Source organism: Phormidium sp. FACHB-592, assembly GCF_014695795.1.
Taxonomy (GTDB): Bacteria; Cyanobacteriota; Cyanobacteriia; order Leptolyngbyales; family Leptolyngbyaceae; genus Stenomitos.
In genome coordinates, this window is the sequence record NZ_JACJOZ010000008.1 from 1 (window position 1) to 26128 (window position 26128).

General features: G+C 50.2%; 41 protein-coding genes. 20 read left to right on the forward strand and 21 right to left on the reverse strand.

Translation table 11 applies throughout. From position 1 onward, the window contains the following. Nucleotides 1-60 precede the first annotated feature (60 nt). The 7 genes from H6F86_RS00365 to H6F86_RS00395 form a co-directional block, all read right to left on the reverse strand. Complete coding sequence (locus H6F86_RS00365; protein WP_190446150.1) at nt 61-423, reverse strand: hypothetical protein; 363 nt, start codon at nt 421-423, stop codon at nt 61-63. A 52-nt stretch (nt 424-475) separates the two neighbouring features. Continuing rightward, on the reverse strand, nt 476-769 hold the full coding sequence (locus H6F86_RS00370; RefSeq protein WP_190446151.1) for a hypothetical protein: 294 nt from the start codon (nt 767-769) through the stop codon (nt 476-478). Between the two features lie 177 nt (nt 770-946). Then, nucleotides 947-1840 (reverse strand): hypothetical protein, encoded by an 894-nt coding sequence (locus H6F86_RS00375; protein ID WP_190446152.1) that lies wholly within the window; start codon nt 1838-1840, stop codon nt 947-949. 86 nt (nt 1841-1926) lie between these two features. After that, nucleotides 1927-2118 (reverse strand): hypothetical protein, encoded by a 192-nt coding sequence (locus tag H6F86_RS00380; protein WP_190446153.1) that lies wholly within the window; start codon nt 2116-2118, stop codon nt 1927-1929. Next, nucleotides 2115-2576, reverse strand: a complete 462-nt coding sequence (locus H6F86_RS00385) for a hypothetical protein (RefSeq protein ID WP_190446154.1) — start codon at nt 2574-2576, stop codon at nt 2115-2117. Before H6F86_RS00385 ends, H6F86_RS00380 begins: the two co-directional genes overlap by 4 nt. Then, nucleotides 2569-2877 carry a hypothetical protein gene (locus H6F86_RS00390; protein ID WP_190446155.1) on the reverse strand — a complete coding sequence of 103 codons (309 nt, stop codon included), beginning with the start codon at nt 2875-2877 and terminating at the stop codon, nt 2569-2571. Before H6F86_RS00390 ends, H6F86_RS00385 begins: the two co-directional genes overlap by 8 nt. A gap of 108 nt (nt 2878-2985) precedes the next feature. Continuing rightward, nucleotides 2986-3210: a hypothetical protein gene (locus H6F86_RS00395; protein ID WP_190446156.1), complete on the reverse strand. Its 225-nt coding sequence runs from the start codon at nt 3208-3210 to the stop codon at nt 2986-2988. A gap of 189 nt (nt 3211-3399) precedes the next feature. On the opposite strand from H6F86_RS00395, the gene H6F86_RS00400 reads away from it, so the two are divergent. Beyond that, nucleotides 3400-3609 carry a hypothetical protein gene (locus H6F86_RS00400; RefSeq protein WP_190446157.1) on the forward strand — a complete coding sequence of 70 codons (210 nt, stop codon included), beginning with the start codon at nt 3400-3402 and terminating at the stop codon, nt 3607-3609. A 7-nt stretch (nt 3610-3616) separates the two neighbouring features. On the opposite strand, the gene H6F86_RS00405 is transcribed toward H6F86_RS00400, so the two are convergent. The 9 genes from H6F86_RS00405 to H6F86_RS00440 form a co-directional block, all read right to left on the reverse strand. Continuing rightward, nucleotides 3617-3895: a hypothetical protein gene (locus H6F86_RS00405; RefSeq protein ID WP_190446158.1), complete on the reverse strand. Its 279-nt coding sequence runs from the start codon at nt 3893-3895 to the stop codon at nt 3617-3619. Further along, the gene (locus H6F86_RS00410; protein WP_190446159.1) at nt 3888-4202 is read right to left on the reverse strand and encodes a hypothetical protein; all 315 of its coding nucleotides are present in this window, start codon (nt 4200-4202) and stop codon (nt 3888-3890) included. The genes H6F86_RS00405 and H6F86_RS00410 overlap by 8 nt, the downstream gene beginning before the upstream one ends. 178 nt (nt 4203-4380) lie before the next feature. Further along, nucleotides 4381-6057, reverse strand: a complete 1677-nt coding sequence (locus H6F86_RS00415; protein ID WP_190446160.1) for a hypothetical protein — start codon at nt 6055-6057, stop codon at nt 4381-4383. Between the two features lie 58 nt (nt 6058-6115). Further along, the gene (locus H6F86_RS00420) at nt 6116-6913 is read right to left on the reverse strand and encodes a hypothetical protein (protein WP_190446161.1); all 798 of its coding nucleotides are present in this window, start codon (nt 6911-6913) and stop codon (nt 6116-6118) included. Between the two features lie 33 nt (nt 6914-6946). Continuing rightward, complete coding sequence (locus H6F86_RS00425) at nt 6947-7273, reverse strand: hypothetical protein (RefSeq protein WP_190446162.1); 327 nt, start codon at nt 7271-7273, stop codon at nt 6947-6949. 33 nt (nt 7274-7306) lie between these two features. Next, nucleotides 7307-7801, reverse strand: a complete 495-nt coding sequence (locus H6F86_RS00430; RefSeq protein ID WP_190446163.1) for a hypothetical protein — start codon at nt 7799-7801, stop codon at nt 7307-7309. Between the two features lie 82 nt (nt 7802-7883). Continuing rightward, on the reverse strand, nt 7884-8018 hold the full coding sequence (locus H6F86_RS32665; protein WP_277881628.1) for a hypothetical protein: 135 nt from the start codon (nt 8016-8018) through the stop codon (nt 7884-7886). After that, entirely contained in the window at nt 8011-8307 is a 297-nt protein-coding gene (locus H6F86_RS00435) for a hypothetical protein (RefSeq protein ID WP_190446164.1), read from the reverse strand. Before H6F86_RS00435 ends, H6F86_RS32665 begins: the two co-directional genes overlap by 8 nt. Beyond that, nucleotides 8307-9293: a hypothetical protein gene (locus H6F86_RS00440; RefSeq protein WP_190446165.1), complete on the reverse strand. Its 987-nt coding sequence runs from the start codon at nt 9291-9293 to the stop codon at nt 8307-8309. The genes H6F86_RS00435 and H6F86_RS00440 overlap by 1 nt, the downstream gene beginning before the upstream one ends. Before the next feature lie 308 nt (nt 9294-9601). Here H6F86_RS00440 and H6F86_RS00445 point away from each other — a divergent pair, with 308 nt between their 5' ends. The 15 genes from H6F86_RS00445 (at nt 9602) to H6F86_RS00515 (ending at nt 21652) form a co-directional block, all read left to right on the forward strand. Beyond that, nucleotides 9602-9811 (forward strand): hypothetical protein, encoded by a 210-nt coding sequence (locus H6F86_RS00445; protein ID WP_190446166.1) that lies wholly within the window; start codon nt 9602-9604, stop codon nt 9809-9811. Between the two features lie 84 nt (nt 9812-9895). Next, on the forward strand, nt 9896-10327 hold the full coding sequence (locus tag H6F86_RS00450) for a hypothetical protein (RefSeq protein ID WP_206755993.1): 432 nt from the start codon (nt 9896-9898) through the stop codon (nt 10325-10327). 11 nt (nt 10328-10338) lie between these two features. Further along, nucleotides 10339-10641, forward strand: coding sequence for a hypothetical protein (locus H6F86_RS00455; protein ID WP_190446168.1), 303 nt, complete (start codon nt 10339-10341; stop codon nt 10639-10641). A 305-nt stretch (nt 10642-10946) separates the two neighbouring features. Beyond that, nucleotides 10947-11738, forward strand: a complete 792-nt coding sequence (locus tag H6F86_RS00460) for a hypothetical protein (RefSeq protein ID WP_190446169.1) — start codon at nt 10947-10949, stop codon at nt 11736-11738. A 224-nt stretch (nt 11739-11962) separates the two neighbouring features. Beyond that, the gene (locus H6F86_RS00465) at nt 11963-12196 is read left to right on the forward strand and encodes a hypothetical protein (protein ID WP_190446170.1); all 234 of its coding nucleotides are present in this window, start codon (nt 11963-11965) and stop codon (nt 12194-12196) included. Continuing rightward, nucleotides 12193-12411 (forward strand): hypothetical protein, encoded by a 219-nt coding sequence (locus tag H6F86_RS00470; protein ID WP_190446171.1) that lies wholly within the window; start codon nt 12193-12195, stop codon nt 12409-12411. Before H6F86_RS00465 ends, H6F86_RS00470 begins: the two co-directional genes overlap by 4 nt. Beyond that, nucleotides 12408-13823, forward strand: a complete 1416-nt coding sequence (locus H6F86_RS00475; protein WP_190446172.1) for a DEAD/DEAH box helicase — start codon at nt 12408-12410, stop codon at nt 13821-13823. The genes H6F86_RS00470 and H6F86_RS00475 overlap by 4 nt, the downstream gene beginning before the upstream one ends. Further along, the gene (locus tag H6F86_RS00480; RefSeq protein WP_190446173.1) at nt 13820-17377 is read left to right on the forward strand and encodes a PriCT-2 domain-containing protein; all 3558 of its coding nucleotides are present in this window, start codon (nt 13820-13822) and stop codon (nt 17375-17377) included. Before H6F86_RS00475 ends, H6F86_RS00480 begins: the two co-directional genes overlap by 4 nt. After that, nucleotides 17374-17547 carry a hypothetical protein gene (locus tag H6F86_RS00485; protein ID WP_190446174.1) on the forward strand — a complete coding sequence of 58 codons (174 nt, stop codon included), beginning with the start codon at nt 17374-17376 and terminating at the stop codon, nt 17545-17547. The genes H6F86_RS00480 and H6F86_RS00485 overlap by 4 nt, the downstream gene beginning before the upstream one ends. Then, the gene (locus H6F86_RS00490) at nt 17544-17735 is read left to right on the forward strand and encodes a hypothetical protein (RefSeq protein WP_190446175.1); all 192 of its coding nucleotides are present in this window, start codon (nt 17544-17546) and stop codon (nt 17733-17735) included. The genes H6F86_RS00485 and H6F86_RS00490 overlap by 4 nt, the downstream gene beginning before the upstream one ends. Nucleotides 17736-17833: 98 nt before the next feature. Continuing rightward, complete coding sequence (locus tag H6F86_RS00495) at nt 17834-18496, forward strand: hypothetical protein (protein ID WP_190446176.1); 663 nt, start codon at nt 17834-17836, stop codon at nt 18494-18496. Continuing rightward, entirely contained in the window at nt 18402-18632 is a 231-nt protein-coding gene (locus tag H6F86_RS00500; protein ID WP_190446177.1) for a hypothetical protein, read from the forward strand. The genes H6F86_RS00495 and H6F86_RS00500 overlap by 95 nt, the downstream gene beginning before the upstream one ends. A 466-nt stretch (nt 18633-19098) precedes the next feature. Then, nucleotides 19099-19290, forward strand: a complete 192-nt coding sequence (locus H6F86_RS00505; protein WP_190446178.1) for a hypothetical protein — start codon at nt 19099-19101, stop codon at nt 19288-19290. A 162-nt stretch (nt 19291-19452) separates the two neighbouring features. Continuing rightward, a complete protein-coding gene (locus H6F86_RS00510; protein WP_190446179.1) occupies nt 19453-20853 on the forward strand; it encodes a ParA family protein in 1401 nt (466 codons plus the stop codon). A gap of 1 nt (nt 20854) precedes the next feature. Further along, nucleotides 20855-21652, forward strand: coding sequence for a hypothetical protein (locus H6F86_RS00515; RefSeq protein WP_190446180.1), 798 nt, complete (start codon nt 20855-20857; stop codon nt 21650-21652). A gap of 79 nt (nt 21653-21731) precedes the next feature. On the opposite strand, the gene H6F86_RS00520 is transcribed toward H6F86_RS00515, so the two are convergent. The 3 genes from H6F86_RS00520 to H6F86_RS00530 form a co-directional block, all read right to left on the reverse strand. Next, a complete protein-coding gene (locus H6F86_RS00520; protein ID WP_190446181.1) occupies nt 21732-22037 on the reverse strand; it encodes a hypothetical protein in 306 nt (101 codons plus the stop codon). Beyond that, a complete protein-coding gene (gene parA / locus H6F86_RS00525) occupies nt 22031-22669 on the reverse strand; it encodes a ParA family partition ATPase (RefSeq protein ID WP_190446182.1) in 639 nt (212 codons plus the stop codon). Before parA ends, H6F86_RS00520 begins: the two co-directional genes overlap by 7 nt. 344 nt (nt 22670-23013) lie before the next feature. Continuing rightward, nucleotides 23014-23226 carry a hypothetical protein gene (locus H6F86_RS00530; protein WP_190446183.1) on the reverse strand — a complete coding sequence of 71 codons (213 nt, stop codon included), beginning with the start codon at nt 23224-23226 and terminating at the stop codon, nt 23014-23016. A gap of 386 nt (nt 23227-23612) precedes the next feature. Here H6F86_RS00530 and H6F86_RS00535 point away from each other — a divergent pair, with 386 nt between their 5' ends. Next, the gene (locus tag H6F86_RS00535) at nt 23613-23921 is read left to right on the forward strand and encodes a hypothetical protein (RefSeq protein ID WP_190446184.1); all 309 of its coding nucleotides are present in this window, start codon (nt 23613-23615) and stop codon (nt 23919-23921) included. 45 nt (nt 23922-23966) lie between these two features. On the opposite strand, the gene H6F86_RS00540 is transcribed toward H6F86_RS00535, so the two are convergent. Further along, on the reverse strand, nt 23967-24308 hold the full coding sequence (locus H6F86_RS00540; protein WP_190446185.1) for a hypothetical protein: 342 nt from the start codon (nt 24306-24308) through the stop codon (nt 23967-23969). A gap of 221 nt (nt 24309-24529) precedes the next feature. Between H6F86_RS00540 and H6F86_RS00545 the strand changes: the two genes are divergently transcribed. From H6F86_RS00545 to H6F86_RS00555, 3 genes are read left to right on the forward strand one after another with little or no spacing between them, the layout of a single operon-like run. Further along, nucleotides 24530-24949, forward strand: coding sequence for a response regulator (locus H6F86_RS00545; protein WP_190446186.1), 420 nt, complete (start codon nt 24530-24532; stop codon nt 24947-24949). Nucleotides 24950-25003: 54 nt separating this feature from the next. Beyond that, nucleotides 25004-25303, forward strand: coding sequence for a response regulator (locus H6F86_RS00550; RefSeq protein WP_190446187.1), 300 nt, complete (start codon nt 25004-25006; stop codon nt 25301-25303). Further along, the gene (locus tag H6F86_RS00555) at nt 25287-25454 is read left to right on the forward strand and encodes a hypothetical protein (RefSeq protein ID WP_190446188.1); all 168 of its coding nucleotides are present in this window, start codon (nt 25287-25289) and stop codon (nt 25452-25454) included. Before H6F86_RS00550 ends, H6F86_RS00555 begins: the two co-directional genes overlap by 17 nt. A gap of 205 nt (nt 25455-25659) precedes the next feature. On the opposite strand, the gene H6F86_RS00560 is transcribed toward H6F86_RS00555, so the two are convergent. Next, the gene (locus H6F86_RS00560) at nt 25660-25986 is read right to left on the reverse strand and encodes a hypothetical protein (protein ID WP_190446189.1); all 327 of its coding nucleotides are present in this window, start codon (nt 25984-25986) and stop codon (nt 25660-25662) included. Between the last annotated feature and the right edge of the window lie 142 nt (nt 25987-26128).

Consider the following 26128-nt stretch of genomic DNA (forward strand, 5'->3'; position numbering starts at 1 on the left):
GCTAGGCTTTGTCAACTGTTTCTTAACAGCCGGGTTAGCCCTAGAAGGCTCAACCAGTCTCTACCGGATCGGTCCTAAGAAGAAGCCGTTAACCGCGTCTAACCGACACCGCCAGACAGTCCCAGGATTAAAGGGAATCTGCCCCGCAACCGAAACAACCCAAGGGTTTTGCAAGTGAATGTACTGTCCTCTTTCAGCGAGGATGTCTTGCTGCAGCAGAGCAAACACCGTGGCAGCATCTTTTACGTTAGCGCCAGGTTTCAGCGCTTCAGCATAAAGCGCCGCGCTGATGATCTGCCCGCCGATGAGTGCGCCCTGAACACTAAGCACTACGTTGATCGACGGTTGGTTGCTCTCTTCAGCCGTAGCGGCGTAGCGAAAGAGAAGCGGATCAGCGTTGTTGGGTCTGTTTGGTGATTCCATGTCGGTACCTTTGAAGCGAAGCTGCTACCAGAGGAGGTTATCTCTCTTTGTGCTAGTTATTTTTAACCTTGTGCCGCTGTAACGACTGATTGCTTAGCAAACTGGCTTGATAGACCTGAATGCCTTTTTGATGCGCCACATCATCATCCCAATTGGCAATCCGATCGCGCAGTAGTTCAACATTGAATAGCCTCATGCGATCGCTGGTGCGAATAAAGTGGACACGTTCTACTAATTTGCCGATTTTGATCCACTCGTCGATCGTGCTGTCAGAGACACCGCAAAGATGTGCTGCTACGTTCACTTGTGCGAAGAACCGCTCTCTTTGATCAAACTGCTTTGTCATCTCTCTTCAACTTCTTCTGAGTAACTTATAGAAAGACACATTTCCATAAGTTACTCGGTCTTTGAGGCAAGCCAGGTCTGCCAATCTGACATTAGGCGAGTAATGTAATCGGGCTTTTTATGTCAAAAAGCCCTGCCAGAAAGACAGGGCAAGTCGTTACGCAGCAGCGCTCACAAGCTATAGATTTTCAACGTCTAAGTCTTGACACAACGCTGCAATCTCCCGGCGTTGTAAAATTTTCACCAGCAGCCCTGCCCGCACGGAAAAGTCTCTGTACAGGTGAGGCTTTTGGTCATCGCCGGGATAGTAAAGCTCGAATAACTGTGGGAGTTGCTGTTCTTGAGCACGTTCTGCCAAATCCCAGCACCCATCGTACAGGGCGATCGCCTCTTCTTTGCTTGAGCAATAGATTTTGATCGTCTTGTCGATCACCATGCTGCCAGCTTCAATAATCTCTTGGTGGGTTGACAGCAGTGACTGAATGAAAGTCTGGAGATCGTCCTTTGCAATCCGATCAAGGGAAAGACTGTTAAAAAAGCTCTTCCCTATGTAGATCGTGGCAAATTTAAGTCCTGTGGCTTTAAGCCTAGGGAGGTTGTACCATAACTCCCCTGCCTGCATACTGTCGCCGCACCTGACCGTAATACTGGTGTCAGACTGCTGCAGCACAGTGATTTTTTCTTTTTCTCCAGCAAGGCTTAACCAGTCTGAAATGATTCGGTCCTGGTCGGTTTGCTGTGGCTTTTGCCTGCTGCACTCTCGTACTGTTAGCGACTCGCCCCCGTACAGCCTTGTAGCGGATATTAACTGCTCTCTTTCTTCATGCAAAAACTTGCCGTGATAGTAGAGGTGGAAATGAATGGGCACGTCGAGATTCAAACTCAAAATCTGCTTGTACGCTTCTCTGGCATTGTGCGCCATTGGTGGCTTACAAAGGAAAACAATGTGTCGGTTGTCGGCAGCATCTAATTGTGGCAACACCCAGCAATCAGGCTCTAGCAGATCACCGGCACCGGCAAACACAGTGTAAACAAAACGATTCAGGACTGTACTTAGACTTAAAGAATCCATCGTGATCTTTCCTACAGATTGATTAGTGCATCATCCGAGTCCAACAGGGAGGGCATTCTCAACCATTACTGAATGCCCTAAGTCATCTAAATTTCGCTTTGAGCAGTGCTCTCTGATGGGTCTTCTAAATCGGCAGCAATCTCTTTAAGTTGCTTAATTGCTGGAGCACTAGCTGAGATTTGATCATCCGGCAGCGCGGCAATTTGCAAAGCTAATTTGTAAACCTGATACCGGATAGCGGCATCAATCAGATTCTTAGCTGCTTGGCGTTTATTCATCTTTTGTCCTTTCGTTGGTTGATGCTGGATTGAGGGCAGACGACCAAAACACCGGGGTAGCAGAGGAGTATCAACTCAACAGGTAAAACGATCGCCCGTGCCTGGTCTGGTGCAGAAAACTCAAGCTCAACAATGCCAAATGGATCAATCACTTCAGCAAGGAGTAGTCGTAAGCAAAGGAGCGCTTGAAGTGTTGCGTCATTAGGGCAAGAGAACACCACTCGCGCTCCTTTGACTTCGACATTGGTGCAAAGGCAAACAACGGCTCGAATCGACTTGTGCAGCTTCGCCATCATGCGTTGCAGCAGAACTTGTTGCAGTGTGGGCATCGTTCTATTCCTTCTAAAGTGCAAAGATGACTCAACTACCAGTTCTTTTGTGTCGTCGGTAATCCATGCAGTCTGGATGTGCTGACCCGCTTTATATTTCGGTTGCGGGAATTGGTACTCTTTAGACACAAAGCGCCTCCTCCGCCAGAAAAAGCTCATTTTCATTGACTAGCTCGATAGCGTAACCACCAAAGAGGATGCTGTAGCTGAAGCCAGGAGATGGCGCATAACCACTGCGCGAAGTGCATTCGTAGTCGCCTGAAATATAAGCGAAGCCTTGCACAACACCGCGATCGATTGAGATGCCGTTCGGCTCTTCGTCAATCTCCCATCGCACCTCAACGCGCTGACCGATCTTGAATTTAGGCTTCAGTACGGGCGATCGACGCATCTTGGTTTCGCGCTTTGCCACTGGGTAAACTTTATGCATGGTTCTAAGTCCTTCTAAAGTGCAAGATGACTCAACTCAGTCGATAACAGTCATTACCAGGGAATTTGGATGGGGCAACCGTTGCAGGTGTAGCTGCCCCCTAATGGTCTAGATTTCGTTGAGCAGTTCGCCTGCATACCCTCGTTCCAAGTAGCCTTCTGTGACTGCTGGAATCGAGCAACGGTAGAACTTTAAGCCAGCATTAAAGCCAAGTAGGTAACTGGGATCGTCGCAGAAGGTGCCACGCATCATTGAGCATTTGCCATCCCTGAAGCCCATTTGAAAACGGATAGCGTCGATCGCAATGTCTGGAGTGTTAACTGGATAGTTCACGTTAGAATCCTCTTACTCGGTTTACGGGTACAGGGCGCTTTCTTCTTTGCCGGAGTGGAGCGCCCTGTGTTTTGCATAAACTTATCGTATCACTCGTTAACAGTGAATAGAGAGCTAATCTGTGAAGCTTTTGTGAAGACTTATCACGTGTTAACTGTGATAGATTAGCTTCGTTACTGAGGAAGTAGTATGTCTAACCCCAAACCCAAACTTGAAAACCTGAAGCCATTTCAACGCGCAAGCGATCGCGAACTTGGTCGCGTTGTTGGCACACGCTATCCACTTGAGGTGGCAGAAGCATTAGGCAAAGTGGGTGATCACCAAGGCTTTATTCGAGCTGCTGTTGAGAAAGAGTTGAGAGCACAAGGTTTTTTACACAGCGGCGATGATGTGGAGTAGCGTGCAATCAAAGCCACCTGTCTTCTTGTCTGATTGGCGAGCAGGGGTAGCCATCGAGCGACTTATGCCAGTACGTGCCCAGGCAGCAAACAACCGCACGAAACGGGATTCCTTTGGAGCGGAGATAGTTTTCTGCGATCGCCCGTGCTTCCTCTTTGCTGCTGGCGGCAATGTGATAAAGACCGCTATCGCCCGAGTTGAACAGCGTACACAGCGGATAGAGCCAACGATCTGAAGTGGGAGGAGCGATCGTCTCCTCATTGAAGAGTGAAAGTTGCTCAATCACTGTCCACTTGACCCATATATTCAACCAGCAAAGTAGGGATGCAGCGATCTTCTTTGGAGCGGTAACGATTGGGTGAGAATTGCCTTTCTGTTACACGCCATTTGTAACCGCGATAGGTAATCACATCCCCTGGCAACGGGTCGCAGTAGAAACCCATCAGTAGGGTGCCATGCACCAACGCTAACTCTTTAAGCGAAACCTGCTCTTTGACCCCTTCTGGTAGGTCAAAATCAACCAGCCAAAAGACGTTAGAACGAGCGATCGTAAACTCTTTCTTCTCTGAGATTCCTGGTAGAAAACGTGCCATTGATCGGAACTCCTAATTTTTAAGCCCAGTGACATTGAGTGACAAAGCTGAGTGACATTGAGTGGCAAGCGTCCAGTGACATTGAGTGACATTAATTGACATGACACTGGATGACACTGGATTAGCTCTCTCTTTGTCACTTGTCACTTGTCACTGGGGAGAGTTGAGAAACTGTTAGCTAAAATGCTTTCAGCCGCTTGATGAACCGCGAGACGCTACCTGCGTTATTAGCTTTCTCTTCATAGCTGAAGCGAGCGCTGTCAGCGTCCGCTAATTTCTGCATGAACTCAACAGCGTTTTCTTTGGTGATGCCCACGCTCGAAGCACCTGTACTGCGGTAAAGGTCGCGAGCAGAGAGACTATTGCCTGCGTTTGGTATCTGCATCTTGATGAACTCAAATACGCTTGCCAGGTCTGCTCTTACTGCGTCTTCACTACCTTTGTTAAACAGCGTTTCTAACCGTTCTGCGTCTGTCTGTGCGGGTATCGTTTTCGGCTCCGATACTGTTGGCGGCGGCATCGGTTGGAACCGTGTCGGCTCCATTTTTAGCACATCACGGCTAATCATTTCGGGGAAGAATGCCAGCAGCGAGCGGGCTGGATCAGGGGCACCATTACCAGGATGCTTGACCTTCAGCAGCCAATCAGGAAGCTTGCCCAACGCTGGCGAGTCCTTCAGGGGTATGCCAAAGTTTTCAGGGTCAGCAAAGAAGTATTCACCCGTAGCGACATTAGTTGATTGCAGCCCTTTGGTTGCCATTGCTTTCGAGCGGCAGCCAATGAGGGTCACGCCTGACTTAAACGCTTGCGCGAGTCCGGCTGTGTTGCCATTGCCTACCCATGCAGTGAGGTTGGAGGCATGGAGAACGACGATGCACGTCCCGCCTGACTTCGCAAACTGGCGTAGTAAGTAGCTGGCTTGCTGGCGGTTGGTTTCTGGATCGGTGATGAGCGCCAGGGCGATCGCCTCATCAATCACTAACATCTCGCCTTGGCGCTCGTAGTTCTCACACTGGCGATAGCTCTGAATCTCCTCATTCAGTGCAGCAGCGACCAGCCGATTTGCTTCGTCTTTATCCTTCACGCTGGGGAAGCTATCAGAGCAGACGGTTTTCAGCGTCTTGAACGGGTAGATGTCATTGCCTGCAGTGTAGTACCGAATTGCTGTTTCGCCCTTGGTCAGCGCCTGTTGCAAGATGCAGAGCAGGGCTAAGAGCGTGCCCTTACCACCACGCTGGGAGCCAGCCACGACAATCACACTGCCTGACATCGCGCGGTCAATGCGGAAACCATCGGCAATGAGTCGATCGACGATGTACTGCCCACGCTCATTGAGCGGCAGCTTTCTGATCTCAGGGTTGGGGGCGTTGCTCACCCACATATCCAGCATGGAAAGACTGCGAGGGCGATCGGGGACTGGCTCCCCTAGTACGTCGATTGCGGGTTCGCTGTGCGGTAGGACGTGCCCTGATGTGTCTTTTACAGCAGCAGCAAAATGCTTATATTCGCGCTGTGTCTCTTTGTCCAGGTATCGAACAAAGTCATCGCCATCTTCGATCGCCCAACGTGCTTCACGCTTCTGTCTCTGCCCGTTCCAGAACTGTTGAGCCAGGAACAACGTGCCAGCGGTAAGTGCTAAAGGGAAGCCAACAAAAGCCCCTGCAAAGATGGCACCGACAGAAATCCCGGTAATACTCAGCACCATTGATTCAGAAACATTGCGGCTGGTGTTCTGCAACGCAGCATCCCGATAGAGGGGAACGAGTGCAGTCGGGTCTTGCTGCAATAGCTTTTCAATGGCAGCAATCTCTTTAGCGCGATCGTCAGGGCTTAAAGTTTTCAAGTAAGCAAACATCGGATTCCTCCATAGGCGAGTAAAAAGAAGGGAGTGAATGACTCACTCCCAAAGTGCTTTAGGCTTCGTTTGCCTGTTCTGCGTTTGGCTCAGGTGTGTTCAGGATGGTGCGACCACGTTTAATCCAGAGATAGACAAAAAATCCAACCTCAACTGCAAACAGCGTGATCGCAATCTTGGCAGCGTTCACAAAATCGAAATCACTCATCGTTGGTGCTGCCATGACAATCTGCAAGCGATCCCAACCGCCACGAATGGGAGGGCAAGCCAGCAGGCAGATCAGGAAGTCAACTCCGTAACAAATCCATTTCGCGGTGTAGATGCTATCTACCCAAGCCGTAGGAATGGCATTGTGCTTCTCTTTCAGGAATTGCACTGTCCGGTGATCCTTTGCACCGATCGGCATCCTGTTATGACTGGCGATGGAGCCAATCAACCGGCGTAAAGTGCGAGGGCTATTTTCGAGCAGCAATGGTGCTACTTCACCGATCTGCAAAATGATGTAAAGCGCGAGCATGGCAGCGATCGACACTAGCGCCACGCCACCATCCAAAAACCATTTCACGATCGCCCCAATAAACCATGTGTGAGCAATGAACCAATCTAGCCATTTCGGTAGAGTGGTTGTCAGAGTGTGTGAAGCAATGGCAGAGCCAACTTGAACATAAACCTCCACTGACTGCCAAATGAGCCAAATTGTAAATGCGGCTGATAGAAACTGAGCTAGCAATAACAACCCTCCGAACCAATCAGCCTTACGTTTAGGGCGCGTATAGGTTGGTTCAGTACTGTCTTGAGGCTTGGGGCGATCGCCCCATGAAGGGCGGGGTTGAGTACCGTCTTTGCGTGTGACCATTGTTTGAATCTCCGTAGGGTTTACTGTTGGGGTTTAACGATAGCTGTGGATTTGATTAGCTAGGGCAAGGATCAAACCGCGCAAATCGCGATTTGTGGCACCGTCCAGTAGTTCGCAAGCCCCAGTAATCTTGCCGTTTTCGTCTGCAAAGGTGTGATCGGCATAGGCATCAACCATCAAATATTCTTCGTTTTCTAAGTCATAATTTTCATCAGAAATAACTTGCTGATGAATCGCCAGAATGCCCATTAGATGCAGCTTTTCAGTGAGTGAAAAGACTTCCAGCTGAGAGCCGAATGTTTCTTGTAAACGGTCGATCGGTGGGGTGTTATCAACGTAGTAATTCAGTGGTTTCGTCACGTTAAAAGCTCCTAAGTAGGTGGGTGAAGGGTTTTACTGTTTGGGTGCGGAGTAGTGCAGCTTCCCTGCAAGAGTGCCGTCATAGCCAAAGCGACGGAGCGCAGATTCTACGACAGCGCGATCGGTGGTCACAGCAGGCTCTGCTGCAACGCCGTTGGTAATAATGGCTGTCACGCCGTTCTGGTCACAAACCGTTACGCCATCGGCTAGATTCACGCCAGGGCGTGAGCCATCTAGGACAGGACTGCCGATCGCTAACCCAGTTGCTTTGGTGTGATCATCAGCACGCACAATCAAGGTGCAACCGTTGTAGCGCTCATTGGCAATCCGTTCCAGGGTTTTGCGGTTCTCTTGCGCGATCGCCATCCGTTGCGCGTTCATCTCGTCAGCCTTGCGCTGCTCAGTGAGTTGCTGTGACACTGCGGCATCGCGCTGGAACTCACCAGAGAGCATTTTCGGAACAAAGCCGATCGCTAAAATTCCGATGCCAATCAGGGCGATCGGGTTGTGCTTCAACCAAGCTTGCATAATGGAATAGCTCCTATTGATTAAGTGGGAGTGCAGAGCCAGCGGTCTACTTTGAGCGGTTGACGCTGGCTTTTGCTTAGGGTTATGTAACGTCGAAACCTGTGTAGATGCTCTCTGTAGGTTGTTTTGCGGCGTTGATGCTGACAATACCTGTGAGGAGAATGAGCGAGATCGTGATGAGGTAGCCAATCATCAAACCGGGATGTGATTTATTCATCGGACTCCAGCCATTTGGCAAGCTGCTGCTGCTGTGGGGTTGCGCTTGAATCGTTTTGAGCGGTACTCATTGGTACTGGGGCTAATTTGTCCTGATTCGGGGTGGAAGCAATGGTTTTAGGTGTTGATTCATTGAGTACTGGCGAGTATTGGCGAGTACTACCCAAAACCGAGACAATAATGTGACTCGCAGCATCATCAAGAGAGCAGTACTCGCCTGTATCCACTAATTTCTGAAGCTTGGCGATCGCCGTTGCATTGAGAACCACGGCATTCCGCTTCTGAGCCATCAAACACCAACCTTAGACAACTGCTGATCGTAGGAGCCGCGCACACTGGCGATCTGTGGCTCCTGGGGAATGACAAACAAATCAGCAAGTCGGGGTTGCAGGTTGAGCAGCAGCGCAGCGCCACCGCCAGTTAAAACGCTGTTAGCTGTGGACTGGTAGACATCGGCGTATTGCGTCCGTAGGTAGCCTTTGAGCGACTTCAAATACTCGCTGGCGTATTTGGTTTTGATAGCAGCCCACTGGTCAACCGATAGTCGTCCAACGGTTTGGCGTTGCAGCCCAGCGCTGATGAGCGACAGGTTGATGGAATCGGAGCGATCGCCGTTGCTGAGTGTGGCTCTCACTGTGGCATCATTGGCGATCGCGTTCACCAGATTGAAGATGCCGAGCTGCGTCACTGGACGACCATCAATCACCCGTCCAGTTTCATCAATCAGCCACTCCTCAGCCGTCCTGAAGCCAATTTCAAGCAGAAAGGTTTGACCATGCTGTAAGCGATTCTCAACTGCCCAGTAAGAGCCAATACCCTCCACCACCGTTAGCACTTGCGTCACAGTGCAGCAAATAGACTCACCATTGCGAATTACGCTGTATGTACCGAGTAATGCCCGCTCCATTGCTGGCAGGTCTTTTCGATCCCAATAGCTTGCAACAACAATCAGATTGCGCCCATCGTCGGAGGGACGTAGGCAGGCAGCAAAGGCTTCCCGTGCTGTCTCCAGCTTGGAACGCTCAAAACTGCGGATATGTTGCCCTTGGCAAGCGATCGAGCCATACCAGCGTGGCGCGGTGCCGTTCAGAATGACGATCGGGTTCTCATTGTCTGCATGGGCTGAATCAGAGGGGTTCTCGCGGTAGCCCGCTTGAATCACGAGTGTACCCTCGGAGTCATGGCGTTTGAGGAAGGAGTTAGAGTTCTCGAACGAAACTAAACGGGTGTGTTTTGCCCTGGTCTGTAATTGTTTGGGTGGTGTAGTTGAAACCATAGGTGCCTCAAATATTTGTGGTGTGGATGGCTGCTGCTAGTTGAGTGCCTTTCGCGGTGTCCTCACTGCGGCGTTACGGAGTCAGGGCGAACCGTGCCGTAACCATCCATGCCATCACTGTAAATCAAAATAATCAAAATGATGTCATTTGATTTAGCAGAATGCCTTATGTAAAAACAGGGTTTGCATAATCAAAAGGAATCAAACGAGGTCATTCGATTAAACTATTTTCGCCTAGTATGAGGACGTAGTGTTTAATCAAGTCATGTGGAGTTATGGACGTTTCAGAGTTCTTGAGGAAACTAACGGTGAGAATGAGCGACGAGGTAAAGGCTGCACTTGAAAAGTACGCTTCTCAAAGTGGCTTATCGGAGGCTGCTGCTGCTGAACGCTTCATTGCGTTAGGACTCTATAACAACGGCTGCTTAGAACAAGTGCCCCCCGTTGAGCGAAAGCGAGGGGGCAGACGTGAAGGGGCAGGCAGAAAACCGAAAGCTGAATCAGAACAGGAAGATTGAGAGAGATCGCAAGTCGTAAGAATAAATACATCCTCTTTTAGTATTTACTGTTATAACTAGTTCATACCCTATAAAAGAGTAAGTATGACGGTGGCTCAAAGGATAACTGTTACCATCTCCGACAGCCTTCATGGACGGTTGCAGCGGGTTAAAGACAGCCTAAACGTCTCGCGGGTATGCCAAGAGGCAATTGAGTATGCAGTTCAGATTGAGGAAACAAAGCTAAAGGAGATCCCTGTTGTGGAGAAAGTTCTTGAGCGCTTGCGCTTGGAGAAGGAGAGGTCTGAAGCGGAGTGGAAACAGATTGGTGTCAAAGACGGGCAAGAAGATGCCGCAGAACTCTCCTACAACGAATTTCGGCTTTTGGAATTAGATGACGAGCTGAGTGAAGAAACGCACGAATGGATTGAAAGCAAGCGGATTCAATACCTCGAAAATCCAGACGAGGATGTCTATCTAGAGGGCTGGAAGGAAGGCGTTCTAAGCGTTTGGGATCAAGTGAAAGGCAGACTTTAGGAGCGATCGATATGACACAAGCCAATCGAGGCACGCAGGGTGCCATTGAGAATCTGATCGAAATCTCGTACATGCAACGCGAGAGTATCGACAAACTCGGTGAAAAGGTCGATCGCATGTCTGACCGGATGGAACAGGGCTTTAATAGGCTGACCGAAGCTCAAACCAAACTCACCACCAGCGTGGATAAGCTCACAGAGCGGATCGATAACCTGGCACGCCTAACCGACTCGAATCAAATCATTGTCAACAATCTGATCGCACTGGCAGTCAGCCAGCAGGAAACCGTCAATCGGTTGCTGACCAGTAAGTGAGCGACTGGTGTCTCAAGTGCTGAGATCTGTGAAAATCCGTGTGATATTAGCATTTTTCGCTCTGCCTGAGTATTCTGATGCCACGCTGTTGGCAAGTGAACGAGTCAGGTAATCGGCTTTTAGCGAGAGAAAGGGGAAGACATATTTACAGAGTTTTTAGAGACTCCATAGAGCGCAGTCTGGACATTCGTACTTCTTTGCAGCGGCTGTACAGGCTTACTCGACGGATTTTCAGCGGTTTTAATCAGGTTCTAAGTCTGAATTACACGTATTGAATAATCGATCGGCTATTGGAGCGGTGGAAGATGAGTCAAAAAAACAAGCTATTGGCAGATCAAAGACTAATAGCGAAACAGATGCTCATGCTCCCGGATCAGTCCTTGCTTTCTCGTGCCCACACCAAAGACTTGGAGGAGGAATGGCATAACATCCGCCGATACTACACTCTAATAGGCTTGTATTGGAGGGCAAAAACATGTGGGGAGAGCAATCCGCTCGACGAACTATTAGCACGTGGGCAAATAGAGGAAGTTCATCGGATGGCGGTAACACTGATGGCTGATCAGTATTTGGCGCTTTGGGAATTGATATATGCGTCTGAAAGGTTTCTGAAGCGAGAGGCAAAAACTAAATCCCTTGACTACCCGTTCAACGTGCCTAGAGAGTTATTTGTTCACATTCTTCAATCAGAGTCTCAGTCAGAATTCCTAGATTGTCTTGATTACAAGGAGTTCTCTATGAGAAAAGAAAGGAAATGGGCTGAGCTATCTGTGAAGCTGCGACGAGATGGACTTAACCCTATTGAAGAGAAGAAATGGAAGGCTGCTGCTACTAAATTCAGACCTTGTAAATGGATTGATTTAATTCTCGACGTTGGCAACGCGTGTCACCAGAAAGATAGAGCTATTGGGCTGGCTTGGCGCAAGTTTTGGGATGTTATACAAACAAGAATTGAGTATCAGAAACACCTCACACAAAGAAAACCGACGGGGCAGTGGGACCATATTCGCTCAGAGGTTTGGCGTGACGGCGAGCGATATTTTGGCATTAGGGAAGGAGGTACCTACGGCAAGCAACAACAACTTAACAAAACTTAAGATCTGATCGGAAAACGATTGGCTCGATTGTTTTCTCAGTAAAGTTAGACATACGATCGCGCAGGCTGAAGCGGTTGCCCGATTTGCTCCCAATACCCCAACCACGGACAAATCAAAAGGCGACCACTTCAGCTCCCGATAGTTCCCCAACCACGGACTGAGCGATCGCCTCTCAAAAATTAATCGTCCATTCAAAACCTAGCTCGAACTAGGTTAGTTTCCCTATGCAAAACACAGGTCAACTTACTATTCAAAATATAGCCCAAAACAGACAGGGCGCAACAGACCCCCTAGTTAACACAAGTTACCGATCACGCATCCAAAAACAGGCGCATCGGTTGCTAGCAGGGCAGAAGACGGGCAGATTTCTCGACAATCAGCAGAAGCGTCTCTTGCGACGCTGGCAGCGCCTTGAAACCCAAAAACGGGCAGCGGTAGAGCAGGGGAGGGCAGCGTGAACCCTTCAGATTTGCAAACAGACTTCGATCGCATCGTTGCAGCCTTCAGCGCGATCGCTAAAATCAAAAATCCTTTACAGCGGGCGTTTGTCCTTAGCCGGACGGCTGCTTATCACAATCTGCCACGTGCCGAATTCCGTCGGCTCTACGGCATTTGGGAGCGCGAAAGATTATCGAATCTCGTCAGCTTCCCTGGCGATGGGGGTGCAGCATGACACCCACAGCAACCGCGCATCAGTATCGTGTACGCGACTATCAAGAAACGCTAATCCAAAACATCTGCCAGCAGTGGCAGCAAGGGCAGCAGCGGGTATTGGCACAACTCCCCACCGGAGGCGGCAAAACCATTATCGCTGGGGCGATCGCCAGCAGCTTTACTTGTCGGGATGAAACAGTTCTCTTTCTCGCGCATCGAGAGGAGTTACTTACCCAAGCAGCAAGCAAGATCGGGCAAATAGCCGCAGTACCAGTAGGGATTATCAAGGCAGGGTATCAGCCAAACCTGACGGCACCAATTCAGGTTGCCTCTGTGCAGAGTATGGTCAACCGCTTGAGCCTCTTCCCTGATCCCGCACTAGTGATCACGGATGAAAGTCATCATGCAACGGCTAGCGGCTACCGAAAAATCTACCAGGCTTACCCAGACGCTTACCAGTTAGGCATCACAGCGACACCAATCAGATTAGACGGTTCTGGTTTTGAAGACTTGTTTGACACGTTGGTTTGTGGTCCGTCAGTCTCACAACTGATTGAGCAAGGTTATCTGAGTCAGTTCAAGCTATTTGCCGATCCCAGCCCGATGACGACAAAGGGGGCAAGAATCAGCGGCGGCGATTGGAGCGCTGGCGACGTTGCAGCCGAAAACAATATCGTCGAACTGTCTGGCAGCTTGATTCGTTCGTACCAACAGCATTGCCCTGGTAAGCGCTGCCTTGTTTTCACAATCAACGTAGAACACTCACAAGCCATTGCATGGCGCTATAACCAAGCGGGTATCCCTGCTTGCCATCTAGATGGTGAGACACCCACAGTCGAGCGTAAGGACGCGATCGCACGGTTTGCAGCGGGTGAATTAAAAGTTCTCTCAAACTGCGCTTTGTTTGACGAAGGGCTTGATATTCCCGGCATTGATGCGGTTCAGATTGCCAAGCCAACCAAAAGCCTCTCAAAGTGGCTGCAAATGGTGGGGCGAGCGCTACGACCAGCAGCAGGAAAAGAGTTTGCGACTATTCTTGACCACACGAAAAACTGGACCATCCACGGTCTGCCCACACGCCCTAGAGTCTGGACACTGGAAGGCGTTGAAGTGCGGCAAGACATACGGGCGAAGGCTAACGAGTCTGGTGAGGTCACAGAAGAGCCGATCGCGCTAGAGATTATCGAATCTGATAACAGTCTTGAAGCGATTAGCGTCACCCCACTGGACGAGTATCGAGCGGTACTAGACGACCTGATTCGCAAACAGCAGCAGCGCCATTACAACCTTAGTTGGGTCTACTACAAGCTGTTGGAACTGAAGCCACCGCTGGAAATCTGGCAGGAATATGCACGAATGCGAGGGTATCGCCCTGGATGGGCATGGTTCCGCTTTCAAGAGCAGCTCAAGGCGATTGGAGGTCAGGCATGAAGTCTTTCCTCTTTGGCGCGAACCATCAAATTGTCGGGAAGTGTGAACCTGATAAGCTCAGCTATCCAGGCGCGTTTCAACCGACACAAGGATCGTTTACCGATCTAGCAAACCATATTGGCAAAGGGCATCCCTGGATGCCTGCTGTTTTGGATGAGGGCAGCAGACGGCTCAAACGCAACGCGAATTACGCCGAACTGGTTGCTGTCGATATCGACTCTGGGCTGACGATTGAGCAGGCGCTAGAGCTTCCCTTTGTTACGGGTCACTGTGCCTTAGCGATCGAGTCTGCCAGCAGTACCCCTGAACACAACAAGTTCAGATTGGTCTTTGCCTACACGGAACTAGTGAAAGGCTATCAGACACTGGAAGCCTGCCAGCGTTATCTGATTCACCTGCTGAAGGTTGCCGATCCTGCCTGTAAGGATGCCAGCCGCTTCTTTTTCGGCGCACCAGGGCGATCGCCCTTCGTCCTGAACGAAACAGCAACACTGTCAGCCAATTTTGTTGAGCAAGCGATCGCATGGCAAGCGGGACTAGAGCGCGAAAGGCAACAACAGCTTGAAGCCAGCAGACGACGATTAGAGCAACGTCATGCGGCAAGAGCTGCTAGTGGCGCAACCGATGACACAGACGAGCTGGTAGCAAAAGCGTTGGCTGTATTGCCACCTAGAGCACCAGGCGCAGGCATTGCGGGCAACTATGAGCTGTGGCGCGATGTTTGCTGGGCACTGAAGAACCATTATGGTGAAGCGCAGGCGATCGCAATGGTCGAAGCGTACTCACCCAGCCAGCATGGGTGGAACGTTGCACAGGTCATGCGGTGGGATTCATCCGCGACACTGGGGACACTGTTCCATCACGCTCAGCACTATGGCTTTCAGTTTCCTTGGGGGGAAGCGCAAAAAAAGGAAAAGTGGGACGCACCCGATCCAGAAGCCTATCAAGCCTATATCGAGCAGGAAACAGAGCAGGAGCGGGTAGAGGCAGCGCAATCGCATCAATGGACGCTGGAAGCGGTCAAAACCTACTTCGATAAAGCCAGCCTGAAATTCTTCAAGCGGTTTAAGCGCCTGCCTGAGAAGCCTAGACAGAAACCAACCGAGCAGGCGATCGACTACACCCTCGGTTGTTTGCCACCAGCAGGCACGGTGCAAAGTCCTAAACTGATCTATCAGTCTCAAGACTATGCCCAATTGATTCAGGAAGCGCGTGAGCAAGGCTATAAGGCGATTTTGAACACGTCGCAGACCGGATCGGGGAAGTCCTACCGCACAGCAGCTCTATCACCTTTTGAACTGGGCATTGACCCAGAAGAGGAATCCGCTAAGGTTTGGTGGGTAGACCAGAATCATCGCAACGTCACCACGGCACCAGCAGAAAAATACTTCACAGACCTGCCAACCCGTCACGCTGGGCTGAAAGTGGATAACGATCGCACTACTCCCAGCGGCAAACCACACTTACGGCACCCAAAACGCGGTGAGGAAGTGGATACACGCGGCAATTGCCATCTCGCAGGGCTGTTCCACACAGCAGCCAGCAAAGGGTATAACTCAGCGTCAGAGACTGCAACAGGTAACCCAATCTGTCGATCGTGTCAGTTCTTTGGGCAATGCGGGACAGATTCAGGTGACGGCTTTGGGTTTCGCTCCGACCGACGGGACGGCATGAAAGAGCGGCAAATCAGGACCGCGTTTGAATCGTTACCCTCTCCAGAAGATCACAACTACGCTCACGATGTGGCGATTTTAGAGGAAGCAGGCGCAATCTTGAAGCCGATTAAAACCCTCACTGTGTGCCTCAGTGACTTCGATACTGCTTGGGCAAGCCTGGAAGAAGAAGACCCGATCGCCTACGAGCAGCTATCACCTGCCAGGAAAGCCCTACGCATTTTTGTGGCGAATGGCAGCACAGACTATCACGGACTGGATGATGCGGCGATCCGGGCGCGACTGGGAGCCTTTCCAGCTGCACTTGACGTTGATCATGTGCGTGCCACCGTCGAGCAAGATTTGGGGGCTGTGCTGAATCCTAAGATGGCAGAGCCAGATCGGATCGACGAGGAAGGCTTTGAAGCACAAACCAAAGTTGTGCAATCGCTGAAAGGGAAGATCGAGCGCCGTCAGGTAAAGATTAGCAAACTGGAACAGGAAATCGAGCTGATTCCAGACCAAGGCTTGAACTTACTTGAAGCCACAGCACTCGAAACCAAGCTCCACTCTCAACTTGTAGAGCTAAAGCTTGAGGTTGCAGACCTGTCCAAAGAGTTACTTGAGGCAGAAGAGATCCTGAAGTTGTTCAGAACCTATAACCGCAGCGAACGCAAAGCAACGGGACGGCAAAACCGGGACACGCTACGTGACACGATCGCTAACCTACCAACGCAGTGGCTCATTCCTTTCCTGGAAGTCTGGGCAGGGTTTACACCAGGCGCATTAAGGATCAGCAAGTATGGTGGGCTAACCATCACGACAGCCGACGAACGCCAGCAGTCTATCCTGGCTGATATGGGCTTTATCATTCCACTGGATGCGACACTCACGCCTGAACGGTTTGCGCTCCATAGCGGCATTCCAGCAGCACAAATCCTGCAAGTGGAAATGGCAGGCGAGGCACCCAAAAATCTAGACGTAAAGCAGATCACTGGCTTTAACCTGGCAGGTAAAAAGCGATCGGATGCAACTGATCAACGACTAGCCGCTTTTATCAACTGGACGAAGCAGCAACACGGCTCAGTAGCAGTTCTAGACCACTTGAAGAAAGCTGAAGCAACCAATGCGGACGGCTGGCACTTTGGCACCGACGCTCGCGGTTCTAACCGTTTCCAACATCACAACGCGCTGATCTCCATTGGCTTACCATTGCCCGATTTAGCCGTCATTAAAGACCGTTGGCTATCGTTGGGCGGTGAAGCTACCGGAACAACCTTTGCGGACTACTACCGAGAAGAAATCGACGCAGCGATCACCCAGGAAGCAGGACGGCTCCGAGCCAACCGTAGACCAGACGAAGACCTTACGCTCTACTTTGTGTTCGACTGCGATCGTTCTCAGATGCAGTACACCTTACCAATGGCTCACAGTGTTGTAGATGTAGCGCAACTCTGCCCAGCAGCAGCAACACCGTTTGACCGGGCGATGATGGCTGTTTGCCAAGCGAAACAGCAGTTAATCAGTGCTGGACAAAAGGCAACGCAAACTGCGATCGCAACCATCACAGGATACGCGCAGCAGTATGTCTCAAGACTGCTTAAAGCTTTGCTGGATATGGCTTTCAAGACTACAACTAATCCTATTATGGACAACAATAAGAGTAGTTGTAAAAAACCGATCGACACAGAACCGTTAGTGGCGATCGCAAACACCCTGACATGGGCTGCCCAAAATTACACGGATCAGGAGTTAGGTGAAACCATTCTGGAAGCTTTCTACCAGTGGGCAGAGCCTAAATACTGGCATTACCTGTGGCAAACCCTCACAGCAGAGACCCAAATGCGGCTGCTTACAGCGCTTACACTGCAATTCCCTGAACTACTGGAGGTCACAGCGTGAACCAGTTCGATCAGACTCGGCAAAACCTTAAAGACCAGGCGATCGCCGCGCTCAAAACTGGTAGCTCAAAGCTGTTCATCATCTGCAAGGTGTGGGGGTTTGACTGCGACACCTATACAGAAGGGCTTGAGATCTGGGCTGAGTTGCACCTTCCAACAGGTGAGATATGAGCAATCACACCCCTCAACCTCATTCTTCACACCCCACACTTGCCCAGCTTCGTACTGAATGCCATCGCCTGCTCGAAGTCGTTAGCCGTCGCCCTGGCGCGATGAAGCTTCTGCTCGGAGTCCATAGGCAGCTAACTCTTTTTGGAGGCTACAAAGCCAATCGTCGATCACTGTCTCGTCCACCATGACCGCATCTCACAAGCATCAAACGTAGTTAGCAAGGTGCATTCGGTAGTCTTTCGTCAGTCAATTTGACGGTACAGCAAAAAGGAAGGGCAAAGTCGGTATGAAAGAATTAGCGCAGAAGCGCCTAGTGCAATTACTTGATCAACAGCAGGCAGATATCCAAGCCCAAAAGCAGCGGCAAACACAGCAGCAAGTCAAGCGCCAATTGCAAGTGACAAAGGATGGGGCAGCCGTTGAAGGGAGTGAAGAAGCCCAAAATGATGCCCGCCTGCGTACGGGGTGCTATTTCCCGGCAGCCGTCGCACTTAACGGTCCCACAGTGACCCCTGACAAGCTTGTTGCGACCTTCCATGAGCTACAGGCAGGCACGGGCTTTGCCCAAAAAGACATAGAAAACCGTCTAGCAGTGCAAATCACGACGTTAGATTTCATGTTTTACGATCTGCTGACCCGTTCTCACAGTGCGCCAAATATTGATAAGGCATCGCGTTTAATTGAGTTAGCGATGCGCTGTCAGGAGCAGTCCAGACGTACCATCACGACATTGGATAACATCCGCAATCCCAAGAAACCGAGCCAGTTCATCAAGAACTACGTTGATAAGCAGGTCAACCAATTGAAAGTTGAACAAGAGTCCCATGCAGCCACATCACTAGAGGCTTCACCCTATGCCGCGATGGACACCAGAAGCACGGCAGCGACAGCGCGAACTGATACAGACCTGGCAGCCGTGGCAGTCATCAACGGGACCAATCAGTGCTGATGGCAAGGCAACCAGTGCTCAGAATGCTCTGAAGACCGGTTGGTATTCTGCCGAATTGCGGCGAGCAAAAGCCTTTCTGACTCGACTCGATCGCCAACGGCGGGAGTTAGGCGATCGCTTTTTTGAAAATTTCTGAAATTTTTCCAAGTGCTGCTGAAAAACGAACTATTCACATAGCCTCACATCCTGACTTTCCCGTGCTGGCTGTGTCGGGCTCAGAAACTTCGGAAGCCTCATTACCATGCTCACTTATTGGAAACCCCATAACCACTTACGAAGAATGACGCGCTAGAAAAACTTGCAGTCCAGGCGATCGCCCTTGGGCTAGACCCAAAAGCCTTGCGACTGCCGATCCCACGCGCTGCTGAACCTTAAGCTTTTGCAGCATCCTTAGTTTTTTGAGTCACCTTTCGAGGCTAAGGATTACTAAGGATTGCTAAAGTTCAACCCAGACTTCAAAACACCTAAAATTGCAGATAACTGTACTTATCTGCAATTTCTGACTCCAACGTTAGAAAGTAGGTCTTTGAGGCAATTTAAAGAAATGACGCTGTGACTTGATTTGCAGGCAGTGTTAACGTTCTTCAGGTTACAACTGAGCCATGACCGAAACCCGTGGAGATTATCGCACCCGTTTTAAGCCTATTGGCAATGAAGCGCTAGCTGAGAAACCGATTTCAGTGTTCTTGCCCAAAGATATTTATGAGTACGTTCGATCGCTGCCGAATCGAGCGGAGTGGCTGAGAGCGGCAATTAAAGAAGCCGCTTTGCGTGATACCGAGCGCAGCATTTAAAGCTTTCAACAAGTTGATGTCATGTTCCCGTAAGTCCACTGTTAATCCCCACATAAATAGGGCACTTTAGAAAAGAAGTGAGCGGCGGGAGAAAAGCGTGAGTTTTACTGGCAGGATTGCGGAGCGTTCTCGACAGGCTTTCTGTAGAGACAAGAACGCTGCATGAAAAGTTTAAACGCTTATAAAAAACTGGCTCAGCATTGGGCTGAACTGCCCACCAATTACAGCGAACAAAACTTAGAGATGAGTCTTGTACAGCCGCTTTTACTGTCTCTAGGTTTGAACGTTCAACAAATTAAAGCTGGTCACAACTTAGGGGCAAATTTAGGTACGCCTGACCGACTGGTTTACCAAGACATTAATTGCCCTCCAGTGCTGGTCATTGAAAACAAAAAGCGCGATCCAGATTTGGCTGCTATCCCAGAGAAAGATTTTGCGGCAGCTTGCCAGAGCCATCCCCTTTATCGGCAAGCAGTAGGCTATGAGGATTGTGGTCCCAAAAACAAAGGCATCAAGCACTACTTAAACAACAACGTCCCTCCTGTTTTGTTGGCTTCCTATGGCTTGGTCTTCAACGGGGATTTCTTCCAACTCTGGCGACGTGTTGATGGCTTAGTTTTGCCTATGACACCCATTCAGAAGGTCACTAAAACAAGCCTTCCAGGGTTAATGCAGCAGCTAGAATACTGTCTGCAGCATCCACGCACCGCTTTAGCATCAGCTATCTGGAATCAAAAAGGCGGCGTGGCGAAGACAACAAATATTGTCAATATTGGGGCAACCTTAGCGCTAGAAGGTAAGCAAGTCTTACTGATTGACCTTGACCCACAAAATGATTTAACGCGCGGTGTTGGCGCTGATCCCAATTGGTTTCCAGGCTACTTAGAGCAGTGCGCCCAAAAACTTCAGCTTGAAGAGTGGGATGAAGCCAAGCAAATCTTAAACAAAGCAATTCAGATTCGCAAGTTCCCCACTACTGACAAGAGCAAGAAGAGCTTTAAACTTTCGGTACTTTCCAGTGATGAAAAGTCACTTAGAGCCTTCCGCGACGACCCATATGCCGAACCTGTTGCCGTTTTCAAAAAGCTGGTCAGACTGCTGTACTTGGATTATGACTATATCTTTATCGATGTCTCTCCCACCCCTGACAAGCTCACTCAAAGCGTGCTGCTAGCCTGTGATACGGTACTCATTCCCATCGATCTCGGTGGCAAGTCTTTGCACCACGCCGTACAGCTCTATAGCAATACCATCCCAAAATTTCGTGAGGTGAGGGCTGCGAAAAAAGAGCGGTTGCACCTTGGACCCTGGAACCTCGGCATTGTTTTTAGCAACTGCCCTGGAGACGCAGGCGTTGTTCTAGAGGAACACATTAAGCAGGCACTGAACAAAAGTAACTTCAGTGGTAACCAGTGCAAAACGCGCTTAAAAACCTTCGCGCAGACAAAAGTCGCTGAGTTTAAGCACGTTCCGGTCATCTGCTGGCAAAGCTCTCCGATCACCAAACTCTACGCTGATCTGGTCAAAGAACTCTTTTTAAACCCAAACTTTATCGATCATTAACATGAGCGCCACGCAAGCAGAGGCATCGCCACTGGATGTCACACTCGGTCAGATCCGCCGACTCCCCTGCAAGTTCATCAAGGGCAAGTCTGACACTCCACCCATCATCCTTAAGACGATCGCCCAGGAACTGTCTGGCACAGGCAAGAACATCCTGCCTGTGATCGTTCGATTAGTGGGCGAAGATAAGTATCAAGCGATTCTCAATACACAGATTCTGGATGCGGCTCGACTGGTACACCTCGATTTCGTTTGGTGCATCGTCGTCAATCAAGCGATGCAGAAACAGGTAGAAGTGGAATTAGGGCAAACGCTGTGGGTCAACCTAGCCACCGCTTCTGAACAAGACTTGGCTGATACCCTTACCTACCTTGCTAGCCAGCCCGGAAGCCCCTTGAAAGGCTTAGAGGCAACGATCGCAGCCAGTAAGATTGCTGCTGAAGATCGAAGCACCTGGCAAGACTTCACACCCATTACCAAGCTCAAATGTGGCATCACTAAGGGCAAGAAGCTTGATGCTTTAGCTACCGCCTTTTATCTAACACCGCCACCGCCACCGCCAGCACCACCAGATGCCATCAGCATTAAGCAGGCATCGAGGGCGGCAATCTTTGAACGTTTGGCTTACCTAACGAGCCATAAGCTTAGTGGCTTTGGCACTGTTGATCCTGAAGCCGTATCTGATCTGATTGCCAGTGCCGATCGAAGCAAGTGGAAGAGTCTGACCCCAATCACTAAATTGGGCTGTGGCATTGACACTGCCAAACTCAAAGCTCTAAAGACTCTGTTTACCTTGTGACTGGAATACTAGATCCCTCTGCTCACTTACTCACTTATTTACTTGATTACTTGCTCACTTGATTCAGTGACTACGTGATTCAGTAACCGCGTGCTCTAAGCCAATCTTCTGCCGCTTCCCGTAGCAACTCGTTCATGCTCTGGTCTGTTTCAAAGCTGGCTCGTTTCAGCCGTTTATACTGCTGGGTCTCCATGTCGAAACTGATGCGATGCGGGTATGGCTTGCCTTTCTTTTCGGGCAGTGTGGCTGGCTCTGCGACCGTGGGCAGCGGTGGTTGCTCCTGGCTTTGCAACTCTGGGTCTAAGCCTGCCTCAGTCACCCATGCATCTGCGATCGGGGGTATCGTGGGCGGTTTCTTGGCAATACGGCTACGTTTCTCTACCACTTGCTTACCCCCATCAGTTTCAAGACTGCTTTTGCCAAGTTTTTAATCTCGGTCGCTGCTGCACTACTGGGCGACAACTCCATAACCGTGTAACCAGCGCTGGACTCTGAGAAAACCACACGTTGAGCGATCGCTGTTTTCAGGACCGGCAGCGCGTAATCAGCTAGAGCACTGTCAATCTCCTTACCGATCGCGCTGTTGCCGATCCGACGGTTGACCACAAAGGCTGCTTTGATAGCGGGTTTGAACTGCTGCGCCTCTTTGATCAGCTCCACTGTCTCTGATGCTGCCCAGACATCGTAGCTAGACGGTTGAACCGGAATCAGTACCAGGTCAGCAGCGAGGATGGCAGACCGAGCCATAGCGGAGACGCGCGGTGGGGTGTCAATCACGCAGTGGTCATAAGCCTCTAACAGTTCTGGTAAGTCCCGGTGAATCGTGTTGCGAGCAAGCCCAATGACGGGGAATGGAGCCACGCTATCTCTAGCCGCTGCCCAACTGCTAGCACTGCTTTGCGGGTCAGCATCAACTAGGAGCACACGCTTTTTAGCTAAAGCGATCGCGTGAGCTAGGTGAATCGATAAGGTTGATTTCCCCGCACCTCCCTTCAGACTGGCAAAGGCGATGATCATTTTCAGTGAGCAAGTGAATCAGTAATCAAGTGATTCTACGCCCGTTAGTTATCTAAGAGCTTTTTTACTTACTCACGTAATTACTTATGCACGTAATCAATGAATCACTTATCCACGTATTCACTTATTTAAGTAATCAAGTGCCTATTGGGGTGATTGAAGGGTTGCTGCTATAAAATGCAATTAGGCTGAAAACCTTATAGAAAGAGGAATTGAGGATAGTTGCTCTGTACTAATAGATTCTGACGTAGCTCACATTTGCCTCTATTAGTTAACGAATTTGCGTTGTTTCGGGCTTGGATTAGCTCTCATTGCATCTCATGACACCAACCCTTCAATCACCCCTATTGCGTCACCAGCAGCGCCAGCTTGTTTAGCCGTTGCTCCAAGTCATCCAGACGCGCTCGCACCGTGACCGCTTTCGACTTCTTCAGATAGAGGGCGATCGCCTCGTTCAAGACCTCCGAAGTAGTTTGCCCGGTCGCCTCACAAATCGCTAAGATCTCAGCATTCCATTCCTCTGGCACCCGACACCCGACCGTCACCTTCTGACTCATAAGAAAACCTGAACTGTTAACGTGCTAACGGTGTTAACGCAACTGGCACAAGGCTCCATCCTTTCAACTGGCACAGTTGATCCGTTTAGTCCAAGTTTAGTCCAGAGCATCAGAAAGGCACCAGACTAAAAACCGAAAGTCGAGCACCAGTCGAAATCTCAGCCCTCGGAAAGTCGGCTTGTATAGTTGCCGACACCGCAACGGGGCAAGGGACTGGAAAAGCAAAATCGTTACTGTGTAAGCTTTTGAGCGATTGTGCCAGTTTAAGGCTAGTCCAGAGTAATAAGCGCGATCGCTTGACCAGTCCCACTTATCAATGGGGTGGTCAACAGGGCTGTTAGTTATGTAAAATTAGAACAGAAACATTCAAATTTTACATAACTTTGATGAGGAGTCTTCAGCAGCTTGAGGAAGAACGCACTGCACTTGAAGCCACCGCTGCTGAGATCAGAGCAAAGGATTACGTCCACTATCCCGCTCTGTTTGTACTGGACACAGCCACTGTCAAGGGCAAGCTATACCATCGCAAGCGTACTAAACTGGCAGACGGTAAACCTGGCAAGGCTGAGTACATCTCACCACAGCATTATGCAGAACTGGCAGTAGCGCTCGAAAACGGTCGATCGCTACACAAAGTTGAGAAGCAAATTTCCAACCTGGTATCCCGGATCGACCGCATCAAGGGTGGTTCGTGATGCCAACGAAAACTAGGGTAGGGATAAGGATCGACAGATTGAGGCTCAATCATTGCTGTTCTCGATTCCCAGTCTTTTCAGTATTTCTCTGGTATCGGACTGAATGGAGCGCGTAAATTGGATGAGCTGCTTTTGAGCATTTTCCTGAAAGTCAAAAGTACCTTGAGCGGCGAGCTTCTGCATCTGAGCTTCTGCTTGTTTAACATCTTCTGCTGCCCGTGCAAGCGCTTCGGTTACCTGCTTACCATTAAAAGCTTTGATGAAGTCATCTCTTTGTGCAGCAGTCCAATTCTCAATGCCTTCTAAGTCTTTCTGGCTGCGAGATAGCGCCTCTTTGAATCTCTGCTCCTGCTTTTCAAGCATTTTTTTAATTTCTTCTGGAGTCATGCTCAATCCTTTGAGTAATTTTTATTTAGCAGTGGTCATGGTCAGGATCTTGGTTGGCTGTCGTAAACGTTCGGTTGATGGTCATGCTTCTACTTTACTTCCCCCGTTTGCACTGGGAGCACTTACCTCATGCTTAGAGGAGAGGTAGTTCAACCTGCATTGTTGGAACATGAGGGTAAGAAGGCAGTCAGCCGACTTTTATGCCGTGTGCGTAGGTCTAGATGTTGAAACAAGCAGCCGTAGAAAGGTTTCAGCCACTCAAGGACATTCAAGTACTGCTGGTGGAGGATGAGCTAGACATCGCAGTGTTGCTCACCTACTTGTTGGAAGATAATGGTGCTGCTGTGACGGTCACGACGACCGCGCTCGAAGCGTTGCAAGTGCTCAACGCACAATGCCCCCAGATCCTGGTTTGCAATCTGCGCTTACCAGACCTCGATGGCAAAGAGTTGATCGAGCAAGTGCGACAAGCACCGGCTACGGCTGTCCGCCAGCTACCTGCCATTGCTGTCACGTCTTATAACCGAGAGTACAGTGAAACCACCGCTTTTAATGCTGGTTTTGACTACTTTCTCGCCAAACCCATCGAGCCGAAACCCTTGATAGAGGCGATTTTGCAGCTATTGCCTAACGGTATATAAGGAAGGTAAACTCTGCCTGCATGGCTTCAATTAAGCAGAGAGTACACGACCGCAATGGCGCTGTTGAATCACTTACAGGGTGTGCCCATACTAGTGCTGGATGATGACCCAGACTGCCTAGAGCTGCTCATTTTTGCGCTCGGAATGGAAGGTGCTATTGTCAGCGCTGCCGACTGTGTTGCAGCGGCTCAGACCAGTTTTTTAGCCCAGCCCCCGCAACTAGTCGTGAGTGACCTCGCGATGCCTGGCACCACTGGCTATGACTTTATCGCCTGGCTGCGAGCGCTGAGTCCGGTCGCTGGGGGGCGGGCGAGTGCCAGCGCTAGCCTTAACGGCGATGGCAAGCCAAGCTGACCGTCGGCAAGCCTTAGATGCTGGGTTCAACGAACATCTCACGAAGCCAGTCGATCTAGAGTTGCTGCTGCTAGTGCTAAAGCAGTTGCTACAGATGGCGCAGTCGAGTCAAGGGCTAGGAGAACTAGAGACCAGAAGCACTGTTCTCTAAAGAGCACCTAGTACGCGCTTTTTACGCATTACGCAGCACCGAGTAACTTTGGTAAACGGGCATTTCCATAAGTTACTCCGCTTTTGACTCAAGCCAGTTCTGCCGATCTTACATAATCTGAGTAATGTAATCGGGCTTTTGGGGCACGAAAACCCCTGCCACGTGACAGTGTCAAGACACCAAGAACTCGCTATAAGGCTGTGGTTTAACCCTCCTCTTCCTGGTTGAGATGCCATTGCGCGATCGCCACAACGTCAACTGAATAGCATCTGCCACGTTTGAACCAGTGCGTACCTTGCCGTAAGGTTTCCTTACGGATGATGTTACGCAGTTCGTAGATTGACCAACCAGGACCGAGTGCTGTGGTTAGCAGTTCTGAGCCAACCTTGAGACCAGTAAGGGAAGGGTTCCATTCGCTGCCCAAAGTCTCTCGCAGTCGCTCTGTTGCCTCTTTGCGGTTGACAATTGGCGGCGATGCTGACCTTGGAACCGATCGCAGTGGTAGGGGCTTGTTCGCTGAATATGTACGCATGGCTATGGGGTTGGAGTGCTAAACAGATTGCTAGGCTTTGTCAACTGTTTCTTAACAGCCGGGTTAGCCCTAGAAGGCTCAACCAGTCTCTACCGGATCGGTCCTAAGAAGAAGCCGTTAACCGCGTCTAACCGACACCGCC